This is a genomic window from Lentibacillus salinarum (assembly GCF_042679865.1).
In the GTDB taxonomy this organism is placed as follows: Bacteria; Bacillota; Bacilli; order Bacillales; family Amphibacillaceae; genus Lentibacillus; species Lentibacillus salinarum.
Window position 1 is genome coordinate 44,818 of record NZ_JBHTNH010000029.1, and the last position, 25,420, is coordinate 70,237.

Sequence of the window (25,420 nt, forward strand, 5' to 3'; positions counted from 1 at the left end):
GGACTTTTTGAACAGTCGCTAGGAGGAGGCGATCCATTTGCGTGGACAAACCTATGTCATTCTGGCCATTATTTTTGTTTTTATTGTGGCGGTTTTTGCTGTGATCAACGTTGACCCGGTTGAAGTAAATTACGTGTTCGGCAGCGGGAAGGCCCCTTTAATACTTGTGATCTTATTTTCAGTTTTAATGGGAGGGGTCATAACGGCAGCTGCAGGCGTGGTGAAAATCATTCAGTTACAGCGTGAGCGGAATGCACTCCGTTCAGAAAATCGAGGATTGCAAAATACGTTACACAAACACGATTTATTGGAGGAAGCGGAACCTGACAATACACCAGATGACGAGCGGGTGGATACCAAGGGCCATAAATAAACCTGATTGCTCCTCGTGACCATCTCTTGTATACTGGTTAAGTCAGGGGTGAGTTTATGTTAGAGAGTAAAATGAAATGGACGTTTGCAGCGAAACAGCACAACATACCACATTGGGATTCCAGTCGATTCTCACCGCTTATCAAAGAATTGCTCATGCAGCGGGGTATTGCATCTGATGAAGAAGCTGAACGATTTTTATCTCCTGATTTTACCCAGTTAAATAGCGTGACGTTATTATCGGATATCGATAAAGCAGCTGAACGTGTACATAGATGTATCGATTCTGGTGAAAAAGTCCTTGTATACGGGGATTATGATGCCGATGGTGTCAGTTCCACAGCCATCATGATCCAGGCACTGAAAGAACTGGGGGTAAATTGTGATTATTATATACCCAACAGATTCACGGAAGGCTACGGGCCAAATGAGGAAGCCTTCAGAGCAGCGCATGACAACGGCTGCCGACTGATTATAACCGTTGATACCGGGATTGCCGCCGTTCATGAAGCAGCTGTGGCAAAACAGATTGGTATTGACCTGATCATTACCGATCACCATGAGCCGCAGGAAGCGCTGCCGGACGCCTATGCGATTATCCACCCCAAATGTTCACCAGATTATCGATTTAAAGAACTGGCCGGGGCTGGTGTTGCTTTTAGGTTCGCAGAGCGGTTGCTCGGTTATTTCCCGAACCAGTTTTTGGATTTTCTCGTGATTGGGACAATCGCTGATTTGGTCCCGTTAACGGACGAAAATCGTATCTTTGCTCATTACGGGTTAAAAGCGTTATCCGCCACAACGAAACCAGGCTTAATGGCTTTAAAGAAAGTTTGCGGTATTAACGGAAATGTCGACGAAGAGGATATCGGTTTTTCCATTGGACCCAGGCTTAATGCGGTGGGCCGCCTGCAAGATGCTGATTTAGCCGTTCAGCTCCTTTTGAGCGATGACCAGGATGAAGCAGACGAAATGGCCGAAACAGTCCAATCGATCAACCGACAACGGCAAAAAATTGTCAATGATATTGTCAAAGAAGCCGAAGATATAACAGACTCGGTTGACGATCAAGGTGTCATTGTAGTGGCCAGAGAAGGCTGGAACCAGGGCGTGCTGGGCATTGTGGCATCAAACCTGGTCCGGAAATATGACCGGCCGGCTATTGTCCTGTCGATTTTCCCGGAGGAAGGGATCGTGAAAGGGTCCGCCAGAAGTATTCCCGCTTTTGACTTATTTACCAATTGTATGCGTATAAGGGATATTTTCACCCACTTTGGTGGTCATGCGCAGGCGGCGGGGATGACACTGCCATTGGACAACCTTGATACATTAAAAACAGAACTTCATCATTTGATTCATCAGCAGTTGCGAGCGGAGGATTTTACGCAGGAAGTTGACATTACCAAGTCAATTGCCCTGCCGGAAATTAATCAGGAGCTGGTTGAGGAAATGGCACAGCTGGCACCGTTTGGTACGGCCAATCCGAAGCCTGTCTTTCACGTGAAAGAGATACCGTCCGATATCAAACAGGTCGGGAATCATAAAAAGCATTTAAAAATGCAGTTCCGTGATCAGGGAAAGACACTTGACGGGATTGGTTTCGGGATGGGAAATTCATATGACCATCTGTCACCGAAAACCCCGGTATCGATTGTCGGCGAGCTGGGCATAAATGAATGGAATGGTTTCCGCAAAGTCCAGATTGTCATTCAGGATCTGAAAGTTGATGACAAACAACTATTTGACCACCGAGGAAAAAATCAATGGGATATGACACCCTATGTATATGCAAATACTGACCAGGTTGCTGTTTATCAGACCATGGCAAACGCCGGTCATTTGCCGGATGACGTCGTATGTATTACATATGATACGGACATAAGCAGCTTGAGAAACGTTCATACGCTGTTTTTAGTTGATTTGCCAACGGACTTGAGCACACTGCAGGCTACTATAAAGCAGCTGAATCCGGATAATATTCATGTATGCTTCCAGGTGACCGACAGCGCGTTCATGAAAGCTTTTCCGGCAAGAGAGGATTTTAAATGGCTGTACGCGCTTCTGGTTAAACGAAAACAGATTGATATCGCTAAGGATTTTCCCATGATTATGAATGCTAAAGCATGGACAAGAGACCGGGTCAGGTTTATGACAGACGTGTTTTTTGATCTCGGCTTTGTTAAAATAGAGAATGGTGTCATCGAACCAAATGCAAATCCGGTAAAAAAAGATTTAGCGGATTCAACTGTTTATCAGGAACGATTGAACAGAATCGACATTGAAAAAACACTTTACTATTCAACGTATGATGAGCTGAAATCGTGGTTGACGGCATGCATGAACGATAGGCAGGCGCCTAAGGAGGAAATCGCATATGGATTATAGAGATCATGTACAAATTGTGGACGATTGGCCTAAAGAAGGTGTGCAATTTAAAGATATAACACCACTCATGAATAATGGAAAAGCTTTTAAAACGGCCGTTGATGAAATTGTGGCATATGCGCACAAGAAAGATATTGATCTCGTGGTCGGGCCCGAAGCAAGAGGATTCATTATTGGCTGTCCTGTTTCCTATGCCCTGGAAGTCGGCTTTGCGCCCGTCAGGAAAGAAGGCAAGTTGCCGCGTGAGGTCGTTAAAGTCGATTATGGGTTGGAATATGGCCAAAATGTCCTGACGATTCATCAGGATGCCATTAAACCCGGCGAGCGGGTGCTGATCACCGATGATTTGCTTGCAACAGGCGGTACGATTGAGGCAACGATCCAACTAGTGGAACAGTTGGGCGGAATTGTCGTCGGGTGTGCTTTTCTGATTGAATTGTCTTATTTGAAAGGAATGGAAAAATTGGAAGGCTATGATGTGCTGACATTAATGCGGTATTAGGCCTTCGTTATCCAATTCAGGTCTGATCGAAACATTCATCAGGCCTATTCTTGTTCAGTTGTCATTTTGAATGGCATTCGTACATGGCTAACGGTTTTTCCTTTACTTTTCGGCAAATATTTTTAATACTATAAACAACGACAGAAGTCCCGAGACGGTTCAGAAGTAATGTGAAAGTGAATTCAGGTGATGTTTATGGCTAAAGAAGCAGCGTTAACAAGTGAAGAAGTGATTGATAAAGCCCGCCGGTATCTCACACAGGAAGACGCGGATTACCTTCGCCGTGCCTATACGTTTGCCGAGGAAGCCCATAAGGAGCAGTTCCGGAAATCCGGTGAACCGTATATTGTTCATCCGGTTCAGGTTGCCGGGATACTGGTTGAGCTTGAAATGGATCCGGTGACGATTGCAGGTGGTTTTTTGCATGATGTCGTGGAGGATACACAGGTGACACTGGAAGGGCTGAAAGAGGCTTTTGACAGCGAATTGGCCATGCTCGTCGATGGTGTGACGAAACTCGGAAAAATCAAGTATAAATCAAAAGAGGCTATCCAGGCGGAGAATCACCGCAAAATGTTTGTGGCAATGGCTAGGGATATCCGTGTCATCCTGATTAAACTTGCCGATCGGCTGCACAACATGCGGACACTTAAGCATTTGCCGCCAGATAAACAACGGCGCATATCCAATGAAACGTTGGAGATATTTGCCCCATTAGCTCACAGGCTGGGAATATCGACCATCAAGTGGGAATTGGAAGATACCGCGTTACGCTATTTAAATCCCCAGCAATATTACCGGATTGTTCAGCTGATGAAACAAAAACGGGACGAGCGGGAAACCTATATCGATGAAGTGATTGACGAAGTAAAGGATCAATTACAGGATGTGCACATTGAAGCTGATATTTCCGGCAGGCCGAAGCATTTATACAGCATCTATCGGAAAATGGCCAAGCAAAACAAGCAATTTAATGAAATCTATGATCTTCTGGCAGTCCGGATCCTTGTTCATAGTATTAAAGACTGTTATGCCGTTCTGGGTATCATTCATACATGCTGGAAACCGATGCCGGGCAGGTTCAAGGATTATATCGCCATGCCCAAGCCAAACCTTTATCAGTCATTGCATACCACGGTGATCGGTCCAAAAGGAGATCCGCTGGAAGTCCAGATCCGTACAAAAGAAATGCATGAAATTGCCGAGTATGGAATTGCCGCGCATTGGGCTTATAAAGAGGGGAAGCAACTGTCAAAAGGGAACCAGTCATTCGAGGGCAAATTAACCTGGTTCAGAGAGATCCTTGACTGGCAGAGTGAAACACACGATGCCGAGGAATTTATGGAAACATTGAAAGTGGATTTGTTCTCGGATATGGTTTACGTTTTTACACCCAAAGGGGATGTCATTGAATTGCCATCCGGTTCAGTACCACTTGATTTTGCTTACCGGATTCACACAGAAGTCGGTAATAAGACGATCGGAGCCAAAGTGAACGGAAAAATGGAGCCACTCGATTATCAATTAAAAAATGGCGATATTGTGGATGTTATGACCTCCCAGCATTCGTACGGCCCTTCACAGGATTGGTTGTCAATTACGCAGACATCACAGGCAAAAAGCAAGATTAAGCAATTTTTCAAAAAGCAGCGACGTGACGAAAATATCAGTAAAGGAAAAGAGGCGGTCGATAAAGAAATCCGGGCTCTTGGAATCGAACCGAAGGAAGTCCTTACACAGGAAAATTTGAAACGTCTATTTGAAAAATTCAACTTTTCCAATGAAGATGATATGTATGCAGCAGTCGGATACCAGGGGATTACCGCTGCCTTAATCGCAACACGCTTGACGGATAAAATACGCCGGGCCAAACAGAAAGAACAAAACCTGGAAGAGACCATTGAAGAAGTCAAACAGGATGCGGTAACGAAAACGGTGCAAAAGCGGGACTCGGGTGTCAAAGTGGAAGGTGTTGACAACCTGCTGGTTCGTTTAGCCAAGTGCTGTAATCCGGTACCCGGGGATCCGATTACCGGTTATATAACAAAAGGCAGGGGCGTATCGGTTCATCGGTCGGATTGCCCCAATGTAAAGACGGAAGAAGCGAAGCAACGGCGTCTGCATGTCGAATGGGAAAACAGCCGGACAGATAAAAAGCAGTATCACGTTGACCTGGAAATCTCCGGCTACGATCGACGCGGCTTGGTAAATGAAGTACTGCAAGCGGTCAATGAGACAAAAACGAACATCACCTATGTTAACGGCCGCTCCGACCGGAGTCGGATGGCGGTTATTCACATTACCATCTTGATTCATAATACAGGCCATTTAAAACGGATTGTCGACCGGATTAAACAGATAAAAGACGTTTATACGGTGACACGGACGATTCAATAAGCTATTCAGAATTTAAAAGGGGTCTTGAGCAATGAAGGCAATTATTCAGCGTGCGCACGATGCTAGTGTAACAGTGAACGGGTCTACAACCGGAGCAATCGATCATGGGCTGGTTGTGCTGCTTGGCGTTACCCATGAAGACACAGAGGCAGATGCGGATTATCTCGTTAATAAATTGGTTCATTTGCGGATTTTTGATGATGAAAATGGTAAAATGAATCAATCGTTAAAAGACGTTTCCGGAAAAGTCCTGTCAATATCACAGTTCACGCTTTATGCAGATACACGAAAAGGGCGGCGTCCAAGTTATTTGCATGCAGCGGGACCGGAACAGGCCAATGTCCTATATGACTACTTCAATCAGCAGATCAACGCGCACGAAGTTGACGTGGAAACCGGTGAGTTTGGTGAAATGATGCAGGTCCAGCTGACAAATTCAGGTCCGGTAACCATCATTCTGGACAGTCATGAAAAGTAAAATGACATCTAGCAAAGGAAATGGAGGAGCGATCGTCGTGATCATCCTCCATTTCCTTTGTCAGAACTGAAATACCGGTTCGTACCGGGTTACCTTTTCCAAGATAATGTCAAATTCTGCCCCCTTTTATAGAAAATTCAGCGATGTCATCTGTTGTTAAGGGCCCTTTTCGTAATCGGGGTTATTTTGTGGAATGATGGTCATGCTAGTGGTCTCATCTTTTGTATCTGCAACTCCCAAAAACAAAATGGCTGACTTGTTTAACCGCATGTTATTTTCTTCCTGCCTGTTGCCATTATAGTTCAGTTTATAAAAACAGCTGTTTAGGCAAAACTAGAGACAACAAGGGAGGAATCCGGCATGCGCTTATATGAAAAACAATGGCAATCACATCTTGATAAAGACATTTACGGCGTGGACTTCCATCAGTTTATGGAAATGGAAGACCAGTTTAACCATATGGAAATCGCAGAAGAATTGGGCATTTCACTGGGTGAGGTTAAAAGGTTGAAGAAAAAGGTAACCCGTACTTGACAATCAGGATTCGACACCTTAATATAGTAATCATTCAAGACGATAGGTAACAAAACCAACGAAGGAAACAGTAATCAGACCGCTTATGCCAAGAGAGAAAATGTCATCGGCTGGAAACATTTTCGCATCAGGCCCTGATGAACGACATTCTTGAGGTTCTGTATCGAATAGGAGCCGGTCATCAGCAGTCAGAAAGATCAGCACAGTGAGCGCTGATCCGGGGATGTAACATGTGACATGCTGCTGTGCGGTACACGCCAGGTAGGTACAGACGTTTGCAGGCGTTAACTGTGATGAGTGGATGTATGTAACATCAACCAGGGTGGCAACGCGGGCAAACTCCCGTCCCTTATTTAATAAGGGACGGGAGTTTTTTGTATGTAATATGAATATGGGGGTATTGAGCATGAGTATGAAAGCGCCACGAGGAACGGCCGATGTTTTACCGGAAGATGCTGCAAAATGGCAGTTTGTTGAAAATACAATCAAAGATATTTGCCGTAGATATCATTTTAATGAAATACGGACACCTTTATTTGAACATACCGAAGTATTTCAGCGTGGTGTCGGTGACGCCACCGATATCGTCCAGAAAGAGATGTATACATTTGAAGACCGGGGCGGCCGCAGTCTAACACTGCGCCCGGAAGGTACAGCGCCGGTTGTCCGTTCCTATGTTGAGCATAAAATGCACGGTAATGCCAGCCAACCGGTTAAACTGTATTATTTTGCCGAGATGTTCCGTTACGAACGCCCGCAAAAAGGCAGGATGCGGCAACTAAACCAATTCGGTGTCGAGGCGATGGGAAGTGCTGATCCTGCCATTGATGCGGAGGTCATTGATTTGGCGATGTCGGTTTACAGGGAACTTGGGCTCACGTCCCTGAAACTGGTGATTAACTCACTCGGTGATCAGGAAAGCCGGGAAAACCACCGGCAGGCTCTGGTGGATCATTTCACACCGCATAAAGATGAACTGTGCAGTGACTGCAGGACACGGTTGACGCAAAATCCATTGCGTATTCTGGATTGCAAAAAGGATAACGATCATCCGGCCATGAAGACGGCGCCATCTGTTCTTGGTTACTTAAATGAGGCGTCCACGCTATATTTCGAAAAGGTCAAAAACTACCTAACACTGATGGGAATTGATTATGAAGTCGATCCAAATCTCGTGCGGGGGCTTGATTACTATAACCACACGGCATTCGAAATCATGAGTGAAGCGGAAGGGTTTGGCGCGATTACCACGCTTGCCGGCGGCGGCAGATACAATGGTCTGGCCGAGGAGCTGGGCGGACCGGCGACACCAGGTATTGGCTTTGGTATGGGGCTTGAACGTTTGCTAATGGCACTGGACGCGGAACATATTGACATTCCGGCCGATAAGGATTTGGACTGTTTTCTTGTGACGGTCGGTGATGAAGCGGAAAAGGTTTCTGTTCAGCTCGCCCATGAATTGCGCAACAGCGGTATTCAAGTAGACAGGGATTATCAGGGCCGCAAAACGAAAGCACAGTTTAAGGCGGCAGACCGGTATCAGGCCAAATATGTACTCGTATTAGGTGAAAGTGAAATCGAGCAGCAAATCATTAATGTCAAAGAAATGAAAACAGGTACCCAGGAAGAGATACCTTTAGTAAAATTAGTGGACTATTTGCAGGGAAAGCTATCAGGAGGCAATGTCAATGAGTGAACGAACATTAGCAGGTACATTGGGTGTAAAGGATGTTGATCAGCCCGTCTTACTAAAAGGCTGGGTTCAGAAACGCCGGGATCTGGGCGGGTTAATTTTTATCGATTTACGTGATAAATCAGGTCTGGTTCAGGTCGTCTTCAACCCGGACCATTCCCGAACTGCTCTGGAAACAGCTGAGGCAGTCAGAACGGAATATGTGCTCGAATTGAAGGGAAAAGTGGTTAGGCGTGATGCCGAAACAGTGAACCCAGTGATGGGGACAGGGCGAATTGAAGTGCTGGCAACAGACTTAACCGTGTTAAACAAGGCAAAAACACCACCGTTTCTCATCCAAGAAGAAACAGATGTTGCTGAGGACTTACGTTTAAAGTACCGTTATATTGATTTACGCCGAAGTGCCATGCAGGAAACGTTCAAAATGCGGCACAGGACAACACAGGTGATCCGCAACTTTTTAAACGATGATGGCTTTTTGGAAATGGAAACACCGATCCTCACGAAAAGCACGCCTGAAGGAGCAAGGGATTATCTCGTGCCCAGCCGGGTGCACCAGGGTGACTTTTACGCCCTTCCCCAGTCGCCACAGCTGTTTAAACAGTTGATTATGATGAGCGGCTTTGAAAAGTATTACCAGATCGCACGTTGTTTTCGTGATGAGGATTTGCGTGCAGACCGCCAGCCGGAGTTCACCCAAATCGATATTGAAACGTCTTTCATGACGAGCGATGAAATTATGAACATGACCGAACAAATGATGCAACGTGTCCTCAAGGAAGTCAAGGACGTGGATGTCCCACTGCCATTGCCAAGAATGCCGTATAAGGAGGCTATGGAGCGATTTGGATCCGACAAACCGGATACACGATTTGGCATGGAATTAATTCATGTATCGGATATTGTAGCTAATTCGTCGTTCAAGGTGTTTAAGGGAGCGGTTGAATCCGGTGGGAAAGTTTGTCTGTTAAACGTTAAGGGACAAGCTGCCAACTACTCCCGAAAAGATATTGATAAACTGACTGAATTTGTCAACGTGTATGGTGCCAAGGGACTGCCATGGCTAAAAGTTGAAGCCAGTCAAGTGACCGGACCGATTGCCAAGTTCCTGACAGATGAGGTGAAAAATAGCCTAATTGAACGCTCTTATGCAGAAGATGGTGATTTGTTGCTGTTCGGGGCTGACAAGTCTTCGGTTGTGTATGACAGTTTGGGTGCACTGCGACTGAAGCTTGGCAAGGAATTGGGCCTTATCGATGAACGTCAATTCAATTTTCTCTGGGTTACGGATTGGCCGCTGCTGGAGTATGATGAGGATGTACAGCGCTATTTCGCGGCTCATCATCCGTTTACTATGCCGGTTGAGGAAGATATCGACAAATTGGATACGGATCCGGGAAGTGTCCGGGCAAATGCTTATGACCTCGTCTTGAACGGATATGAACTTGGCGGCGGCTCATTGCGTAATTATAAACGCGATCAGCAGGATAAACTTTTTGACGTGTTAGGGTTTACACCGGAAGAGGCGGAGGAGCAGTTCGGATTCCTGCTTGAGGCACTTGAGTATGGCACGCCACCGCATGGCGGAATTGCGCTTGGACTGGACAGAATTGTCATGTTGCTGGCAGGACGATCGAACCTGAGGGACACCATTCTGTTTCCAAAGACAGCTTCGGCGTCAGACTTATTAACAGACGCACCGAGTGATGTCAGTGATGAGCAATTGGACGAACTGTCGATTCAAATTAGAAAAGAAACATGAATTGACCGGTCAATTGTTGGCAAATTGTAATATCTGTCATGTATATGTTATGTCATTCAATATTGATAATCCGTCAGCTGTATGTTAATATAAATTTACAAACAATAAATTGATGTATCAATCCTGATGTGTGCGTCTGATACATTCGTTTTGACCGAACACTAATTTAAAAGGGAGCCTGCATTGGTTTTCATTTTGCGTGCATGCCCTTAACAGGGAAGCACAACAAATATGGAACAGGGCACCCACCTGCCTTGAGCGGGATCAAAACTGGAAAACAGACGGCACAATTGGGATTGATAGATACATAATGAACAAAGGAATCGGCAGTGAGCCGATTCCTTTTAACGTTTTTTGTAAGCACTTCGTTTAAATGAACTTTTTTCCTATTGATGGGATGATCCGTCCGCAACCTGTTCAAGGTTTCCATTTTTATCCATTCGGAATGATGGGGCCTCCTGGACGGTATCTTGGTTATTAAAAACAGTCATTTTCCGGGCTTTGTCCATGATTTGCATGAATACCTGATAATCTTCCTGGACAGTCTCAAGCTGTTTTGTCGTGCGCGTCAATTTATCTTCCAGTTCACTCACCTGGCCCCGCAGCAATTCATTTTCCTGTTCCACTTTTTCCAGTGATTGCTTTGATTGATTGGAAGCCTGATAGTCTTTTTTAAACTGTTGCAAAAATTCAATAATACTATCCATGGTAAGTGGCGGCTGTGGCTGCTGTGGCTCTTCATTTTCCGTATTGACGGGCTGGGTTTCATCATCTGCCGGTACCGTCACAACCGGTTGTTTGGCTTCCACAGCTGCAGCCCGTTTTTTCTCTTTTCGTTGCCGTTTCGCAAGTTCTATCGCATCATGATATTTATTTCGCACTTCGGCATTCCAGCGGAAACCACAGGCAGCTGATGTCCGGTTTAAGTGATCACCGACTTCCTCAAATGCATTCAGCTGAGTACTGCCTTCTCTGATATGACGCAGTACGGTTTCCGCCAGTAATAGATCATCTTCGTGGGACCATGCGTCCTGTCTCACTTTCGTCATTATGTTCAACTCCTTTTTTCAATAACGGTCAATATGACTGATTTCTAGCATATTTTGATCTTTACTGTATAGTTTGACCGTATGAAAAAGGAATTATACCTCCAAAATCTAGTATTACTTTTTTTCTGACTGGATTTTTTCGTGGACAGACTTTAGTTGCTGTTCGAATTTACCGCTGTTCTTCGGCTTATAGTAATCTTTATTTTTGATCGTATCCGGCAAATACTGCTGATTGACCCAGCTGCCCTCATAGTTGTGCGGGTATTGATAATCAATCCCACGTCCAATTGTTTTGGCGCCCTGGTAATGACTATCTTTCAGGTGTGCCGGAATGTCGCCGCTTCTCCCGCTGCGAATATCACTTAGCGCCTCATCAAGCGCTTTGTAAGCTGTATTGGATTTAGGCGACAAGGCAAGTTCGACAACAGCTGCAGCTAATGGTATCCGTGCTTCAGGAAAGCCGACGCGTTCTGCCGCCTGAACGGCCGTTACGGCCCGTGGTCCTGCCTGCGGGTTGCCAAGTCCGATATCTTCATAAGCACACACAATCATGCGACGTGCAATACTATCGAGATCGCCGGCTTCAATCAATCGTCCGAGATAGTGCAGGGCGGCATTGACATCACTGCCGCGGATTGACTTTTGGAACGCGGACAAAACATCGTAATGGGCATCCCCGTCTTTGTCATGGCTGAAGCTTTTTTTCTGCATGCATTCTTCGGCAGCTTCCAGCGTGATAACGATTTTTCCTTCAGCGTTCTTTGGTGTTGATGATACGGCTAGTTCAAGGCCATTTAGAGCTGACCGCATATCACCGTTGGCAGCGAACGCTAAATGGTCCAATGCTTCGTCTGTCAACTCAACCGACTCGGATCCCAATCCATGCGTCTCATCATTGGCAGCCCTTCTGATGGCTGTTTTAATATTGTCCATGGTTAACGGATGCAGCTCAAATAAGTGACAACGGCTGCGTATAGCCGGGTTAATAGAATGATATGGGTTGCTTGTCGTGCAGCCAATCAATGTCAGGAGATTGCTTTCGATATGCGGCAGCAGGAAGTCCTGTTTGGCTTTGTCGAGTCTGTGGACTTCATCAAGCACCAACGCGACTTGTCCGCTCATTTTTGCTTCCTCAACAACAATCTCCATATCTTTTTTCTTATCCACGACAGCATTCAGCATTTTCACCGGGATACGCAGACTTTTGGCAAGTGCGTAAGCTAATGATGTCTTTCCGGTTCCGGGCGGTCCAAAAAGGATCATCGGTGCCAGACGTTCAGCCTGTATCATGCGGTTTAAAATTTTTCCTTTACTGACCAGGTGTTCCTGTCCGATGATGTCGTCTATATGTTCAGGTCGCATACGAAAAGCAAGTGGATTTTGTTTCATTCTGATCGTCCTTTGTATAAAATAATAAGCTGTCTATGTAAAAGCGTAATTCCGATTGTGATAAAATGCAAGAAACAGGTGATTCATGCTATAATGTGTTGTATTGTGATCAGCGAAAAATGGACATTATGATGTCATGAGGTGTTATAAAATGAAGATTTCCACAAAAGGACGTTACGGATTAACGATTATGCTTGAACTCGCAAGAAAACATGGCAATGGACCAACGTCCCTGAAAACAATCGCACGGGAAAAGGGCCTATCTGAACATTACCTGGAGCAGCTCGCTACCCCGTTAAGAAACGCTGGCCTGATCAAAAGTGTACGCGGGGCTTATGGCGGATATATACTGGCTAAAGATCCGCGTGACATTAAGGCAGGCGACATTATCCGCGTACTGGAAGGCCCGATTTCCCCTGTTGAAGGGATAGAGGATGAGGAGCCGGCAAAACAGGGATTATGGATACGAATTAGAGATGCTGTCAAGGACGTATTGGATACGACCACATTGGAAGATCTGAAACGGCATGAAAATGACCAGCACCAGGATGCTTATATGTTTTATATCTAAATCAGTTTAGTGGAAAGGGTAATCAGCATGGAACGTATTTATCTGGATCATGCAGCCACAACGCCGATGGATCAGCGGGTGGTTGAGGCGATGAATCCCGTCATGACAACAATTTTCGGCAATCCGTCAAGTGTTCATGCATTTGGGCGGAAGGCACGACAATATCTTGATGAGGCGCGGCGAACAATGGCCAAAAGCATTCAGGCCGATGAAAAAGAGATTGTCTTCACAAGCGGCGGGACCGAAGCAGACAATCTAGCGCTGATTGGCACGGCGATGGCCAACCGAGACAAGGGGAACCATATCATTACAACAGTCCAGGAGCACCATGCGGCATTGGATACAGCAGCGTACCTGGAACAGCAAGGTTTCGAGGTTACCTATCTGTCGGTTGATGAAACAGGGCGCATGAATCCTGATGAATTGAAAGCCGCCCTGAGAACGGAAACCATTTTAGTTTCCATTATGTATGTGAACAATGAAACAGGTGTTATTCAACCGATTGAAACGGTTGGCGATATCTTAAAAGACCATCAGGCATCTTTTCATACAGATGCTGTACAGGCTTTTGGCTTATTGGATATCGATGTCCAACAATTGGGGGTGGATCTGCTCACGGCTTCCTCGCATAAAATCAACGGCCCCAAAGGAATCGGCTTCTTGTATGTATCAGACGCGGTAAAAGTGGAAGCGCGGCAATATGGCGGTGAGCAGGAACGAAAACGCCGGCCGGGTACGGAAAATGTTGCCGCTGCTGTCGGGTTCCAGCAAGCTGTTGAATTAGCACTGGAAAACAAGACCGACAGAGGGCTGATGTACAGGCAGTTTAAAGCGCAGTTTATGGAACAGCTGGCTGCAGACGGGATAACCTACGAGGTCAACGGTAAGCTGGACGATACCATCGCTTCCATTGTCAATCTCAGTTTCCCGGGCACCCATGTTGAGCCCCTGCTGACGAACTTTGATCTGGATGGTATTGCTGCCTCAAGCGGAAGTGCCTGTACGGCAGGATCAGTGGAGCCGTCCCATGTATTGGTAGCGATGTATGACGAACGTGATGACCGGACAACCAATTCGATCCGCTTCAGTTTTGGTTCGTTCAACACAGAAGAAAATGTTATCGAAGCAGCCAAACGGGTTGCTAAAATCGTCAAACGATTAACTAATTAAAGGTGGTGAACATCATGAAACGAAATGAGGATACACGGGTGGTCGTTGGCATGAGCGGCGGGGTTGACTCGTCTGTTGCCGCTCTGCTCCTGAAACAACAGGGTTATGACGTTGTTGGCATTTTCATGAAAAATTGGGATGATACGGACGAAAACGGCGTCTGTACCGCTACAGAAGATTACGATGACGTTGTTCGCGTATGCAATCAGCTGGATATTCCTTATTTTGCCGTCAATTTTGAAAAACAGTACTGGGATAAAGTGTTCACCTATTTTCTTGATGAATATCAGGCAGGCAGAACACCGAATCCGGATGTGATGTGTAATAAGGAAATTAAGTTTAAAGCTTTTCTGGAGCATGCGATGTCACTCGGTGCGGACTATCTGGCGACAGGCCACTATGCCCAAGTGCGAGAGAATAATGGTAACTATGAAATGCTGCGGGGTGTGGATGATAATAAAGACCAGACATACTTTCTGAATCAATTGACCGGGGATGTTCTGGAAAACGTCATGTTCCCGTTAGGTCATCTGACGAAAAAGGACGTGAGAGAAATTGCCAAAGAGCATGATCTGGTAACGGCGACGAAAAAAGACAGTACCGGTATCTGCTTCATCGGCGAACGGAACTTCAAACAATTTTTAAGTGACTATTTGCCAGCACAGCCCGGCCTTATGAAAACACTGGATGGTGTTGAAAAGGGTGAGCATGACGGGCTTATGTATTATACGATCGGTCAGCGCCAGGGCCTCGGCATCGGTGGCTCGGGCGACCCGTGGTTTGTCGTCGGTAAAAACCTTGAGGACAACATTCTGTATGTCGGACAAGGTTTTCACAATGAAAAACTGTACTCTGATGCCTTGATTGCGACGGATGTTAACTGGATCAATGATAGGCCCGATCAAGCCTTTACCTGTACAGCCAAGTTTCGTTATCGTCAGTCTGACAGCGGCGTTACGGTGACTAGAATGAATGGGAATGTCCATGTCGCGTTTCACGAAACACAGCGTGCCATCACGCCCGGTCAGTCGGTTGTCTTTTATGACGGTGACGTCTGCCTAGGCGGCGGAACGATTGATGAGGTCATAAAAGATGATAACCACCTTAACTATGTCGGCTGAGTTGCAGATGCTACTTTTGATAATGTTGACGGGGTGACAGAATGGATAAAAATCAGCATGCGATACAGTTGATGAAAGAGCAGAAATACGAAGAAGCAGCGGGGATTTTTAATGCTATTATTGAAGCGAATCCCGATGACCCAATCGGCTATATAAATTTCGGCAATTTATTATTGCATATCAATGATACTGAACGCGCTGAGCGTTTTTACAACCGGGCCATCGAACTTGATGCGAATGCAGCGACTGCCTATTATGGGCTGGGGAATCTGTATTATGATAAACAGGATTTTCCGAAAGCCCAAAAACGTTTTTTGCAGGCGATTGAAATCGGACTGGAAGAGGCTGATGCCTATTATTTGCTCGGTATGACTTTTTTCCATCAGGAGGACTATAAATTGGCATTGCCTTACCTGATGCGGGCGACCGAGCTGGACTCTGAGGAAACGGAGTACGTGTTTCAATACGGGTTGTCACTTGCCCAGAGTGACCATATCGATGCTGCCAAACCAGTGTTCAATCAAGTACTTGAGCTAGATGAGTCGCACAGTGATGCTCACTATAATCTGGGCGTCATTGCCCTGTTTGAAGAAGACCTACAGAGCGCATTGGACCATTTTGATCAGGCGCTGGCGATTCAGCCGGAACATGTTCTGGCAGCTAATGCCAAAAAACAGATTATGGACGTATGGCACAATACCGATTTGTAAGATAGCGAGGTTATTTGTATGGCAACGGATCAACAGGTCCGAAAAGAGGATGGCTATATTAAAGGGGAGCTGCTGTATACGATTTTCCGGAATGAGCAGGAAAATTTTTCCATTGCCAAAATAAATATCCTGGCTACAAATGAGGATTATCAAGCGAAAGATATTGTGATAAAGGGGTATTTTTCCGACTTGCAGGAAACAGCCGCTTATTATTTCTACGGCGCTTTCGAACGGCACCCTAAATTCGGACTGCAATATAACGTGACGTCCTATCAGACATTTATCCCCGATACAACGGACGGGTTGATTGCCTACCTTTCCAGTGATCTGTTTCACGGAATTGGTAAAAAAACAGCTGCGAAAATTGTTGATGCTTTGGGGGTCAATGCTATTTCCAGTATTTTAAATGACCCGGATGCCCTGAAGAAGGTACCCGGCCTCAAACAGGATAAAGCCGATCTTCTTGTTAAAACATTGAAAGAAAATCAGGGATTCGAGTATATTGCGGTTTATTTGGCCAAATATGGTATTGGTCTAAAAATGGCGCAAAAAATTTATAAACATTATCAGGATGAAGCGATCAGCGTGTTACAGGAAGATCCTTACCAGTATGTTTTTGATATAGAGGGATTCGGCTTTCAGACAGCCGATCAGATAGCTCGTGGAAACGGTCTGTCATTAACACACCCAAGCCGGATTGGTGCTGGGTGTATTTATGTGCTGCAAAAAAATATCCAGGCCGGCCACGTATTTTTGCCGATTGAAACGTGCATCAGCCTGGTGATGGATTTACTGACACAGCCGGAACAGCCGCTGACAGAGGCGATGGTCAACGGCCGTCTGGAAGAACTCAACCAGGACAAGTCGGTCATTATGCTTAACGGAAACGTCTATCTGCCGTCCCTTTATTATGCCGAAGACGGGTTTGCCTCCAATGTTAATCGGCTGATCACCAAGTCGATTGAACATGACACCCCTTTAGCAGAATTGATGAAAATCATCGGGGACATCGAGGACCAGGAAGTGCTCAGTTACGGCAAGGAACAATTTGAAGCCATTCAGCAGGCACTGAGCTCCAAGCTAATGATCGTCACGGGTGGGCCTGGTACCGGAAAAACGACCGTCATTAAAGGCATCCTGAACGCCTATAGCACGATTCACGATATGTCCGCTGATCCGAAAACATACGATTCTGAAACCGACTATCCGTTTATTTTAACTGCCCCAACCGGGAGGGCGGCCAAACGGTTAACGGAATCAACCGGTCTCCCGGCAGTGACGATCCACCGATTACTGGGCTGGGACGGCCAAAGCGGCTTTGATAAAAATGAACATGAACAACTTAAAGGCAGCTATTTGATTGTTGATGAGTTTTCCATGGTTGATATTTGGCTTGCCAACAGCTTGTTTAAAGCCATACCTGATGATATGCAGGTCCTATTGGTAGGGGATGAAGATCAGCTGCCATCTGTCGGCCCCGGTCAGGTGCTGGCTGACCTGTTGGCGAGTGACCGGATTCCATACATCAGCCTTCATGACGTGTACCGACAGAAAGAAGGTTCCAAAATAATCGAGCTGGCTCACCTTATTAAACAGGATACCTGTGACAAAGCGGCCTTGATGAATGATAAAGATTTCAGTTTCATCTCCTGTCATGAACAGCAGCTGATTGACGTGGTGACCGCTGTTTTTAAACGAGCACAAGCGAAAGGGATCGAATTAAAAGATATGCAGGTTCTCGCGCCCATGTATCGCTCACAAGCAGGTATCACCATGATCAATCAGCATTTGCAGGCGCTGATCAATCCGGCATCATCGAAAAAACGGGAAATCAAAACGAAAGATGCTGTTTTCCGGGTCGGCGATAAAGTACTGCAGCTTGTCAATCAGCCTGAAGATGGCATTTATAACGGGGATATCGGTAACGTTGTTGCCATCTTTAAGGAAAATGAGAATGCCGACCGTGTTGAACAGCTCGTTATTGATTTTGAGGGAAAGGAAGTAAGCTATGAACGAAAGGATTACATCAATGTAACGCATGCTTACTGTATTTCCATTCATAAATCACAGGGGAGTGAATTTCCGATTGTCATCATGCCGGTACTTCCCGTTTATCAGCGTATGCTAAAGAAAAACTTACTCTATACCGCGATAACCCGAAGTAAGAAGTCACTGATCATTTGTGGGGACAAGCAGGCTTTTCTGAGTGGTGTCAAACGACTGGACGCCAATCAACGTTATACATCTTTAATTGAACAGCTTCACGAACGGTTGCCGAATGTCCCCGATATGAACCATTCGGCGACTGAAGAAACAGAGATAACACCATATGATTTCATGTAGGACAGAGGTATAAATTTTTCCATTCGGGCAAAGCTAGAAAAATAAAAAGGAGCTTTCACCATGTTGGTATGCCCGAATTGCAATGGAAAGGACATAGGGAAAATAGGGGCACAGCAATTCTACTGCTGGAACTGTTTTATTGAACTATCCGTTTTTAATGATAAACTTACCATTCATCAGGTTGAAGCAGATGGCTCGTTAAGTTCGCTGGATGATTTGTTTACGGAAGATGAGCGGAAAATTCAATGGTAATGCTGCTTAACACCGGATTTTATCTTTTTCCTGGGGGTGCCGGACATGTTCCAGGACAATAGGCCATTGAATTTCCTGTTTTGGATTGTAACCGGCATTTTTGTATTTTTATTTGTCTATTTACTTGTGAAACTTTTTCCGGTATATGGTGCCATTATTTCATTCCTTTGGCATCTGCTGCTGCCTTTTTTGATTTCAGCTTTGATTGCCTATTTACTATATCCGGTTATTGACAAAATGTACCAGCATAAGATACCAAAGAGTTTGGCTGTCTTATTAATTTATGTGCTTTTTTTTGGCGGGATCGGGTATTTGGGGTACCGTGTCTATCCGGCTGTCATTCATCAATTAAACGATTTACAGGAACAGCTGCCGCAGCTGATTAATATGTACCGTGATATTATCTACAGTCTTTATGAATATACGTCATTTTTGCCGGAGACAGTTCATGATAAAATGGATGAGCTGATCTATGAAGCAGAAGCATATATGGAAGCATTGCTCACGAATCTGCTCAGGGGTTTCACAAAAATTTTTGATATGATTGTTGTGATAACGGTTATACCTGTTATCGTTTTCTACTTTCTGAAAGATTTTCAAGCGGTCAAAGAACACGTTAAAAAGTGGATCCCGCACAAATATCATGCCCGAACCGGTGCATTATGCCGGGCGATTGATGACGGGCTGGGAAATTACATACGGGGGCAGTTCATCGTCTGCTTGTTTGTCGCTCTGGCGGCATTAGGTGTCTTTAAGTTTTTGGATATCCCATACGCCTTACTGCTGGCCATCATTATGGGGCTGACGAATATTATTCCTTATTTTGGTCCGATTATTGGAGCCGCTCCGGCGGTGGCCATTACGGCAACGATTTCCGGCAAACTGGTTCTGATTGTATTAGCGGGTATTTTTCTCATTCAGGTCATTGAGGGGAACCTTTTGTCACCGTATATTGTTGGCAAAAGTATTCAAATCCACCCGATTGCTATCATTTTTGTTTTGTTGCTGGGCGGCCAGGTGGGTGGTGTTATCGGTATGATATTAGCCGTACCATTTCTGGTCGTTTTAAAGGTCGTCACAGCCCATCTCATCACAGGTATAAACAATAATTGACAAAGACAAAAAAGTTGTCTATACTATCAGCAAACTTATCGTTATAATGCCTTGAAGGTTCTGAGTACATGTGTCTCCGCTCTAAGAGAGGGATTTCCGCAGGCTGGAAGAAATCCTGAACGTCGAGCCATGGAAAGCTAAACCTGAGTGCGGCTAATCCCCGCCGGTGACAGACCGTTATCAAGCTGAGTGGTGAATGAGGTCAATCGTTCATAATTAGGGTGGTACCGCGACATTATCTCGTCTCTAAAGCAACTATAGAGAGGAGATTTTTTTATACGCCAGGAGCGTTTTGACGTTTCCAGGTTTAAAGCATAAGAAAAATTCGGTGTTCACTTTAGACGGCGCCGAACAGATAAACATAGCAGGTTAACGATAAGCGTTGGAGGGTCACGTATGAAACAATTAACATCAGCACAAGTACGGCAAATGTTTTTGGATTTTTTTAAGGAAAAAGGGCATCAGGTGGAACCGAGTGCGTCACTTGTACCGCGTGAAGATCCGACGCTGCTGTGGATCAACAGTGGTGTTGCGACACTAAAGAAATATTTTGATGGACGTGTGATTCCGGACAATCCGCGTCTGGTCAATGCCCAGAAATCGATCCGCACGAACGATATCGAAAATGTCGGCTTTACCGCCAGACACCATACGTTTTTTGAAATGCTGGGCAATTTCTCGATCGGTGATTATTTCAAAAAAGAAGCCATCGCGTTCGCATGGGAGTTTTTGACAAGCGAGAAGTGGATCGGGTTTGCTCCGGAGCGGCTATCCGTCACGGTTCACCCGGAAGACGATGAAGCGTATGACATTTGGCTCAACGATATTCAAATTCCGAAAGAGCGCGTCATTCGGCTTGAGGAAAATTTCTGGGATATCGGCGAGGGACCAAGCGGACCAAATTCGGAAATCTTTTACGACCGTGGTGAACAATACGGCAATAACCCAACCGATCCTGAACTGTACCCGGGCGGTGAGAATGAACGGTATCTGGAAATATGGAATCTTGTTTTTTCCCAGTATAATCATAATCCGGATGATACGTATACCCCGCTTCCGAAGAAAAACATCGATACCGGCATGGGGCTGGAACGGATGGTATCTGTCATTCAGGACGTGCCAACCAATTTTGAAACGGATCTGTTCAGGCCGCTCATCCGGGAAACAGAAACGATTTCCGGGAAAATATACGGGCTAAACGAAGCGGATGATACAGCATTTAAAGTTATTGCCGACCATATCCGTACTGTCACGTTTGCCATCAGTGACAAAGCACTCCCGTCCAATGAAGGCAGAGGCTATGTATTGCGCCGGTTGCTGCGCCGTGCTGTCCGTTTTGCCAAACAAATCGGAATCGATGAACCATTTATGTATAAACTCGTCCCGACGGTTGGCAGTATCATGAAAGATTTCTATCCGGACGTTCTAAAAGAGAGCACCTATGTGGAAAATGTCATCAAGGTGGAAGAAGAACGCTTCCATGAAACGCTAAACGATGGTCTGGAGATATTAAATACGATTATTGATAAGGAAAAACAAAAAGGAAGTGATGTTTTTCCGGGGGCTGAGGTATTCAGACTGTACGATACGTATGGTTTTCCGAAAGAATTGACGGAGGAATATGTGGCCGAGCATAACTTCACGATCGATGAACAGGGCTTTGAACAGGAAATGGACAAGCAGCGGGAACGCGCCCGAAATGCCCAGCAAAAAGTTGACTCCATGCAGGTTCAGGACGGCGTGCTGAGTGACGTGACTGCAGAAAGTACGTTTGTCGGTTATGATCAGCTGGAAGTGGCGACAACAATTGAAATTCTCGTCAAGGATCAAGAATTTGCTGAAACCGCCACAGCGGGTGAAGAAGCCCTGATCTTTCTGAAAGAGACGCCATTTTATGCTGAAAGCGGCGGTCAGATTGCTGATAATGGCTGGCTGTACACGGACGACGCTTCCGCCTATGTTGAAGATGTTCAGCAATCACCCAAGGGGCAACATGTTCATAAAGTCCGTGTAAAAGAAGGTAACATACACGCCGGTGACCAGATGAAAGCCGCGGTGAAGGATGCTTTCCGGTCCGGTATCGTCAAGAATCATACGGCAACCCATCTGCTTCACCAGGCACTGAAAGATATCCTCGGTGATCATGTCAATCAGGCGGGTTCGCTCGTAACACCGGATCGTCTACGGTTCGACTTTTCCCATTTCAGTTCAGTCAGCCAGGAACAGCTGGCGGAAATCGAACAGAAAGTAAATGAAAAAATCTGGGCATCCATACCAATTGCCATCGATCATAAGCCGCTTGAAGCAGCCAAAGATATGGGCGCTATGGCCTTATTTGGCGAAAAATACAGTGATGTTGTCCGGGTTGTCCAAATCGGTGATTACAGCATTGAACTGTGTGGTGGCTGTCACGTTGGGAGCACAGATGCGATCGGTCTATTCAAGATTGTGTCTGAAACGGGTATCGGTGCCGGCACTAGAAGGGTGGAAGCCGTCACAAGCCAACAAGCCTATTTGTTTGTAAACGAGAAGTTGGCATTGTTACAGACAACTGCCGGCCTGTTGAAAACAACTGAGGATCGTGTCGTGGAACGTGTCGAAAGTTTGCATGAAGAGATCAGATCGCTGCAAAAAACCAATGAATCATTAAATGCCAAACTCGCCAATCAGGAAGCATCATCCATTATTGAAAGCAGTGAAACGGTTAATGGCATTACCGTACTCGCACAACAGGTCAGCGCGAAAGACATGAACCAGCTCCGCAATATGGTGGATGACTTGAAACGAAAGCTCGAATCAGGGATTATCCTGCTCGCAGCAGCTAATGATGGCAAAGTACAATTAGCTGCAGGTGTCACCAACGATTTGACTGATAAAGGGTTTCATGCCGGTAACCTGATCAAACAAGTTGCCGAAGCATGCGGCGGCGGTGGCGGCGGCCGTCCGGACATGGCACAGGCCGGCGGCAAAAATCCTGATAAAATAAACGATGCCCTGAAAATGGTACATCAATATGTTACAAATCATGTAAAAGAATAGACAAAGCTGCATTCTATTTGCTATAAAAGATATTATATGAACGATAAACATGTTAGAATAGCAAATAAAGGCAAAACATGTGGAATGAGGTGTCACGATGAGCTCTATTGATAAAACCATGAAGTTTAATTTTTCGGAAGAGCCTTTCGACCATGATATAAAAGAGATTCTGCTGACAGTCCACGCGGCTCTTAAAGAAAAAGGCTACAATCCGATCAACCAGATCGTGGGCTATTTACTGTCCGGTGACCCTGCCTATATTCCAAGATACAATGATGCACGGAACCTGATCCGTAAAGTTGAACGGGACGAGGTCATTGAAGAAGTCGTAAAATTTTATCTCAACGAACAGCAAAAGGAACGTTAAATGAAAACAGTCGGATTGGATGTCGGTTCCAAAACGATCGGCGTAGCTGCAAGCGATCCATTAGGTTTGACAGCTCAGGGCCTCACCACCATTCATTGGGATGAACAGGATATCTATTCTGCCGATGATCAACTGAAACAGATCATAGAAGAGCACGCTATTGGGAAGGCTGTTATCGGGCTGCCGAAACATATGAATGGCACGGTCGGTGAACGCGGTGAAGCATCTGAAGCATATGCCAGGCATGTTGAAAATGTTCATGGCATACCGGCCATTCTCTGGGATGAACGCTTGTCCACCGCAGCAGCAGAACGCGTTTTGCTCGAGGCGGACATGAGCAGAAAAAAACGGAAAAAGGTCATCGACAAAATGGCGGCGGTCATGATTTTGCAAAGTTATCTTGACCAGGAAAAAATTAAAGGAGTGTAGTCATGGCACTGGACGAAAATGAACGAATCATCATACCTGATGAAAATGGTGAAGAACACCTTTTTGAAGTACTGTTCACATTTGATGTCGATCAGACCGGTCACTCATATTTGGCAGTTGTACCGGCTGAGCAAAAAGAAGACGAAGAAGTCGAAGTGTATGCATTCCGCTATGAAGAAGAGGAAAAAAATGACGACGATTTATCCCTTTTTCCAATTGAATCGGATGAGGAATGGGAAATGGTCGAGGAAATGCTCCATACGATCATCGATGAAGAAGGTCAAACGTGAAGATAGAACCGGTTAACAGGCTGATATCTTGATGGATATCAGCTTTTCCTTTAACAATGAGGGCGGCGAATGAACGTATTTCGGTCTTGTGATTTCGACGGGCCTGATTGCCGCCTCCAACCTCTGAAAGGACAAGCCCGGAACCTAGTTTTTCTACCGTAGATTATGACCTTTATTTTTAGTATAATGAACCGGGCAAGGGGGGAGATGCATGTCCAAAAAGAAGATGTCAGGGAGTTACAGGGACAACCTGCTGAAACGAAATGAGGATGCCAAAATGGTGCGGAAAATTGCCGCGGTGATTATCATTTCACTCCTGCTTATCTTGATAATAGGTGGCATATCGGGTTATCTGTATATAAATTCTGCATTGCAGCCTGTTGATCCTGACAGTAACGAAGATGTTGACATTGAGATTCCCATCGGGTCCTCTACATCTGATATTGCATCACAGCTTGAGAACCATGGGCTTATTAAAGATGACATGGTATTCACATTCTATACTAAATTTAAAAATGTTACTGAATTTCAGGCCGGAAACTATACGTTTTCGCCTTCAATGGGTATCGGTGAATTAATCGAAGCACTGCAAAAAGGGAAAATGATGGAAGAACCCGTCTATTCCGTCACAATACCTGAGGGAAAGACAATTGAGGAAATCGCCGGTATATATGCGAACGTACTACCATTCAGCGAAGACGAATTCCTTGAAAAAGTGAATGACCGGGACTATATAGAAACATTGATCAGTACATACCCGAACGTGCTGACAGACGATATATTAAATCCGGAAATACGAACGCCACTAGAAGGGTATCTGTTTGCTGCCACGTATGAGTATTACAGTGAAGACCCGACTATCGAAACAGTGGTGAACCGGATGGTGGAAAAAGCGGTTAATGTGGTGACCCCCTATTTGGACGAAATCGCCGCCCAGGATTTATCCGTTCATGAGGCATTAACAATGGCATCACTTGTTGAAAAAGAAGCCAGTTCGGATGAGCAGCGGCGGAAGATTGCCGGTTTATTTTATAACCGGCTGGATGAGGGTATCGCGTTACAGACAGATCCAACGGTACTATATGCACTTGGTGAACATAAGGACAAAGTGTTAATGGAAGACTTGGAAATTGAATCACCGTACAATACGTATCACGTCACGTCACTTCCCGTTGGACCGATATCCAATTTTTCCGAAACATCTTTGACAGCAACGGTTCAGCCGGAAGACTCGGACTATCTATATTTTCTGCATGACGAGGAAGGCAATATCCATTATTCAGAAACAAATGAGGAACATAACCAATTAAAGGAAAAATATATCAAGTAATGAATCGTGGAAGTGCGGGGTATGAACACAATTCCGCATTTCTCGTTTTTAAATGACGTTTTGTACAGCTAATCAGGTAAAAAAACCAGGACAGTCTCAAGCCCTGTACGTAGGGCCTAATTAC

At 45.4% G+C, this 25,420-nt stretch carries 22 protein-coding genes, 1 other RNA gene and 1 other annotated feature; of the genes, 21 read left to right on the forward strand and 2 right to left on the reverse strand.

All coding sequences use genetic code 11. From position 1 onward, the window contains the following. Positions 1 to 37 precede the first annotated feature (37 nt). The 9 genes from ACFQ4A_RS14805 (at position 38) to ssrS (ending at position 10,424) form a co-directional block, all read left to right on the forward strand. Positions 38 to 373: a LapA family protein gene (locus ACFQ4A_RS14805; protein ID WP_382402003.1), complete on the forward strand. Its 336-nt coding sequence runs from the start codon at positions 38 to 40 to the stop codon at positions 371 to 373. Between the two features lie 56 nt (positions 374 to 429). Then, entirely contained in the window at positions 430 to 2,757 is a 2,328-nt protein-coding gene (gene recJ / locus ACFQ4A_RS14810) for a single-stranded-DNA-specific exonuclease RecJ (RefSeq protein ID WP_382402005.1), read from the forward strand. Further along, on the forward strand, positions 2,747 to 3,259 hold the full coding sequence (locus ACFQ4A_RS14815) for an adenine phosphoribosyltransferase (RefSeq protein ID WP_382402007.1): 513 nt from the start codon (positions 2,747 to 2,749) through the stop codon (positions 3,257 to 3,259). The genes recJ and ACFQ4A_RS14815 overlap by 11 nt, the downstream gene beginning before the upstream one ends. Positions 3,260 to 3,454: 195 nt before the next feature. Continuing rightward, the gene (locus ACFQ4A_RS14820) at positions 3,455 to 5,656 is read left to right on the forward strand and encodes a RelA/SpoT family protein (RefSeq protein ID WP_382402009.1); all 2,202 of its coding nucleotides are present in this window, start codon (positions 3,455 to 3,457) and stop codon (positions 5,654 to 5,656) included. Positions 5,657 to 5,687: 31 nt separating this feature from the next. Continuing rightward, positions 5,688 to 6,134: a D-aminoacyl-tRNA deacylase gene (gene dtd, locus ACFQ4A_RS14825; protein ID WP_382402011.1), complete on the forward strand. Its 447-nt coding sequence runs from the start codon at positions 5,688 to 5,690 to the stop codon at positions 6,132 to 6,134. A gap of 360 nt (positions 6,135 to 6,494) precedes the next feature. Beyond that, complete coding sequence (locus ACFQ4A_RS14830; protein WP_382402013.1) at positions 6,495 to 6,668, forward strand: hypothetical protein; 174 nt, start codon at positions 6,495 to 6,497, stop codon at positions 6,666 to 6,668. Positions 6,669 to 6,717: 49 nt separating this feature from the next. Then, positions 6,718 to 7,021, forward strand: a binding site (T-box leader). Positions 7,022 to 7,074: 53 nt separating this feature from the next. Beyond that, positions 7,075 to 8,364: a histidine--tRNA ligase gene (hisS, locus tag ACFQ4A_RS14835; RefSeq protein WP_382402015.1), complete on the forward strand. Its 1,290-nt coding sequence runs from the start codon at positions 7,075 to 7,077 to the stop codon at positions 8,362 to 8,364. Beyond that, the gene (aspS, locus tag ACFQ4A_RS14840) at positions 8,357 to 10,123 is read left to right on the forward strand and encodes an aspartate--tRNA ligase (protein ID WP_382402017.1); all 1,767 of its coding nucleotides are present in this window, start codon (positions 8,357 to 8,359) and stop codon (positions 10,121 to 10,123) included. Before hisS ends, aspS begins: the two co-directional genes overlap by 8 nt. Before the next feature lie 117 nt (positions 10,124 to 10,240). Then, positions 10,241 to 10,424: non-coding RNA, 6S RNA (gene ssrS, locus ACFQ4A_RS14845), on the forward strand. Positions 10,425 to 10,509: 85 nt separating this feature from the next. Here the strand turns inward: ssrS and ACFQ4A_RS14850 are convergent. Together ACFQ4A_RS14850 and ACFQ4A_RS14855 are read right to left on the reverse strand one after the other, a co-directional pair. Further along, positions 10,510 to 11,172 carry an RsfA family transcriptional regulator gene (locus ACFQ4A_RS14850; RefSeq protein ID WP_382402019.1) on the reverse strand — a complete coding sequence of 221 codons (663 nt, stop codon included), beginning with the start codon at positions 11,170 to 11,172 and terminating at the stop codon, positions 10,510 to 10,512. Between the two features lie 114 nt (positions 11,173 to 11,286). Next, positions 11,287 to 12,561: a replication-associated recombination protein A gene (locus ACFQ4A_RS14855; RefSeq protein WP_382402021.1), complete on the reverse strand. Its 1,275-nt coding sequence runs from the start codon at positions 12,559 to 12,561 to the stop codon at positions 11,287 to 11,289. A 151-nt stretch (positions 12,562 to 12,712) separates the two neighbouring features. Here ACFQ4A_RS14855 and cymR point away from each other — a divergent pair, with 151 nt between their 5' ends. The 12 genes from cymR to mltG all read left to right on the forward strand — a co-directional run bounded on the left by cymR (position 12,713) and on the right by mltG (position 25,296). Next, positions 12,713 to 13,132 carry a cysteine metabolism transcriptional regulator CymR gene (cymR, locus tag ACFQ4A_RS14860; protein ID WP_382402023.1) on the forward strand — a complete coding sequence of 140 codons (420 nt, stop codon included), beginning with the start codon at positions 12,713 to 12,715 and terminating at the stop codon, positions 13,130 to 13,132. A gap of 27 nt (positions 13,133 to 13,159) precedes the next feature. Next, entirely contained in the window at positions 13,160 to 14,302 is a 1,143-nt protein-coding gene (locus tag ACFQ4A_RS14865; RefSeq protein ID WP_382402025.1) for a cysteine desulfurase family protein, read from the forward strand. A 14-nt stretch (positions 14,303 to 14,316) separates the two neighbouring features. Next, positions 14,317 to 15,423, forward strand: coding sequence for a tRNA 2-thiouridine(34) synthase MnmA (gene mnmA, locus ACFQ4A_RS14870; RefSeq protein WP_382402027.1), 1,107 nt, complete (start codon positions 14,317 to 14,319; stop codon positions 15,421 to 15,423). A gap of 41 nt (positions 15,424 to 15,464) precedes the next feature. Then, positions 15,465 to 16,133: a tetratricopeptide repeat protein gene (locus tag ACFQ4A_RS14875; protein ID WP_382402029.1), complete on the forward strand. Its 669-nt coding sequence runs from the start codon at positions 15,465 to 15,467 to the stop codon at positions 16,131 to 16,133. Positions 16,134 to 16,151: 18 nt separating this feature from the next. Further along, complete coding sequence (gene recD2, locus ACFQ4A_RS14880) at positions 16,152 to 18,476, forward strand: SF1B family DNA helicase RecD2 (RefSeq protein WP_382402031.1); 2,325 nt, start codon at positions 16,152 to 16,154, stop codon at positions 18,474 to 18,476. A gap of 60 nt (positions 18,477 to 18,536) precedes the next feature. Further along, positions 18,537 to 18,728 carry a hypothetical protein gene (locus tag ACFQ4A_RS14885; RefSeq protein ID WP_382402033.1) on the forward strand — a complete coding sequence of 64 codons (192 nt, stop codon included), beginning with the start codon at positions 18,537 to 18,539 and terminating at the stop codon, positions 18,726 to 18,728. A gap of 45 nt (positions 18,729 to 18,773) precedes the next feature. After that, positions 18,774 to 19,841, forward strand: a complete 1,068-nt coding sequence (locus ACFQ4A_RS14890) for an AI-2E family transporter (RefSeq protein WP_382402035.1) — start codon at positions 18,774 to 18,776, stop codon at positions 19,839 to 19,841. Positions 19,842 to 20,237: 396 nt separating this feature from the next. Then, positions 20,238 to 22,880: an alanine--tRNA ligase gene (gene alaS, locus ACFQ4A_RS14895; RefSeq protein ID WP_382402037.1), complete on the forward strand. Its 2,643-nt coding sequence runs from the start codon at positions 20,238 to 20,240 to the stop codon at positions 22,878 to 22,880. Positions 22,881 to 22,977: 97 nt separating this feature from the next. After that, positions 22,978 to 23,247 carry an IreB family regulatory phosphoprotein gene (locus ACFQ4A_RS14900; protein WP_382402039.1) on the forward strand — a complete coding sequence of 90 codons (270 nt, stop codon included), beginning with the start codon at positions 22,978 to 22,980 and terminating at the stop codon, positions 23,245 to 23,247. Then, complete coding sequence (ruvX, locus tag ACFQ4A_RS14905) at positions 23,248 to 23,676, forward strand: Holliday junction resolvase RuvX (RefSeq protein WP_382402041.1); 429 nt, start codon at positions 23,248 to 23,250, stop codon at positions 23,674 to 23,676. It abuts the gene before it with no gap. Positions 23,677 to 23,678: 2 nt separating this feature from the next. Then, positions 23,679 to 23,966: a DUF1292 domain-containing protein gene (locus tag ACFQ4A_RS14910; protein WP_382402043.1), complete on the forward strand. Its 288-nt coding sequence runs from the start codon at positions 23,679 to 23,681 to the stop codon at positions 23,964 to 23,966. 211 nt (positions 23,967 to 24,177) lie between these two features. After that, positions 24,178 to 25,296, forward strand: a complete 1,119-nt coding sequence (gene mltG, locus ACFQ4A_RS14915; RefSeq protein WP_382402045.1) for an endolytic transglycosylase MltG — start codon at positions 24,178 to 24,180, stop codon at positions 25,294 to 25,296. Positions 25,297 to 25,420 lie beyond the last annotated feature (124 nt).

Bases quoted from the DNA above. Each gene is read 5' to 3' on its own strand.
- recJ (WP_382402005.1), top strand. From the start codon at position 430: ATGTTAGAGAGTAAAATGAAATGGACGTTTGCAGCGAAACAGCACAAC.
- ACFQ4A_RS14815 (WP_382402007.1), top strand. From the start codon at position 2,747: ATGGATTATAGAGATCATGTACAAATTGTGGACGATTGGCCTAAAGAA.
- ACFQ4A_RS14820 (WP_382402009.1), top strand. From the start codon at position 3,455: ATGGCTAAAGAAGCAGCGTTAACAAGTGAAGAAGTGATTGATAAAGCC.
- dtd (WP_382402011.1), top strand. From the start codon at position 5,688: ATGAAGGCAATTATTCAGCGTGCGCACGATGCTAGTGTAACAGTGAAC.
- ACFQ4A_RS14830 (WP_382402013.1), top strand. From the start codon at position 6,495: ATGCGCTTATATGAAAAACAATGGCAATCACATCTTGATAAAGACATT.
- hisS (WP_382402015.1), top strand. From the start codon at position 7,075: ATGAGTATGAAAGCGCCACGAGGAACGGCCGATGTTTTACCGGAAGAT.
- aspS (WP_382402017.1), top strand. From the start codon at position 8,357: ATGAGTGAACGAACATTAGCAGGTACATTGGGTGTAAAGGATGTTGAT.
- ACFQ4A_RS14850 (WP_382402019.1), bottom strand. From the start codon at position 11,172: ATGACGAAAGTGAGACAGGACGCATGGTCCCACGAAGATGATCTATTA.
- ACFQ4A_RS14855 (WP_382402021.1), bottom strand. From the start codon at position 12,561: ATGAAACAAAATCCACTTGCTTTTCGTATGCGACCTGAACATATAGAC.
- cymR (WP_382402023.1), top strand. From the start codon at position 12,713: ATGAAGATTTCCACAAAAGGACGTTACGGATTAACGATTATGCTTGAA.
- ACFQ4A_RS14865 (WP_382402025.1), top strand. From the start codon at position 13,160: ATGGAACGTATTTATCTGGATCATGCAGCCACAACGCCGATGGATCAG.
- mnmA (WP_382402027.1), top strand. From the start codon at position 14,317: ATGAAACGAAATGAGGATACACGGGTGGTCGTTGGCATGAGCGGCGGG.
- ACFQ4A_RS14875 (WP_382402029.1), top strand. From the start codon at position 15,465: ATGGATAAAAATCAGCATGCGATACAGTTGATGAAAGAGCAGAAATAC.
- recD2 (WP_382402031.1), top strand. From the start codon at position 16,152: ATGGCAACGGATCAACAGGTCCGAAAAGAGGATGGCTATATTAAAGGG.
- ACFQ4A_RS14885 (WP_382402033.1), top strand. From the start codon at position 18,537: ATGTTGGTATGCCCGAATTGCAATGGAAAGGACATAGGGAAAATAGGG.
- ACFQ4A_RS14890 (WP_382402035.1), top strand. From the start codon at position 18,774: ATGTTCCAGGACAATAGGCCATTGAATTTCCTGTTTTGGATTGTAACC.
- alaS (WP_382402037.1), top strand. From the start codon at position 20,238: ATGAAACAATTAACATCAGCACAAGTACGGCAAATGTTTTTGGATTTT.
- ACFQ4A_RS14900 (WP_382402039.1), top strand. From the start codon at position 22,978: ATGAGCTCTATTGATAAAACCATGAAGTTTAATTTTTCGGAAGAGCCT.
- ruvX (WP_382402041.1), top strand. From the start codon at position 23,248: ATGAAAACAGTCGGATTGGATGTCGGTTCCAAAACGATCGGCGTAGCT.
- ACFQ4A_RS14910 (WP_382402043.1), top strand. From the start codon at position 23,679: ATGGCACTGGACGAAAATGAACGAATCATCATACCTGATGAAAATGGT.
- mltG (WP_382402045.1), top strand. From the start codon at position 24,178: ATGTCCAAAAAGAAGATGTCAGGGAGTTACAGGGACAACCTGCTGAAA.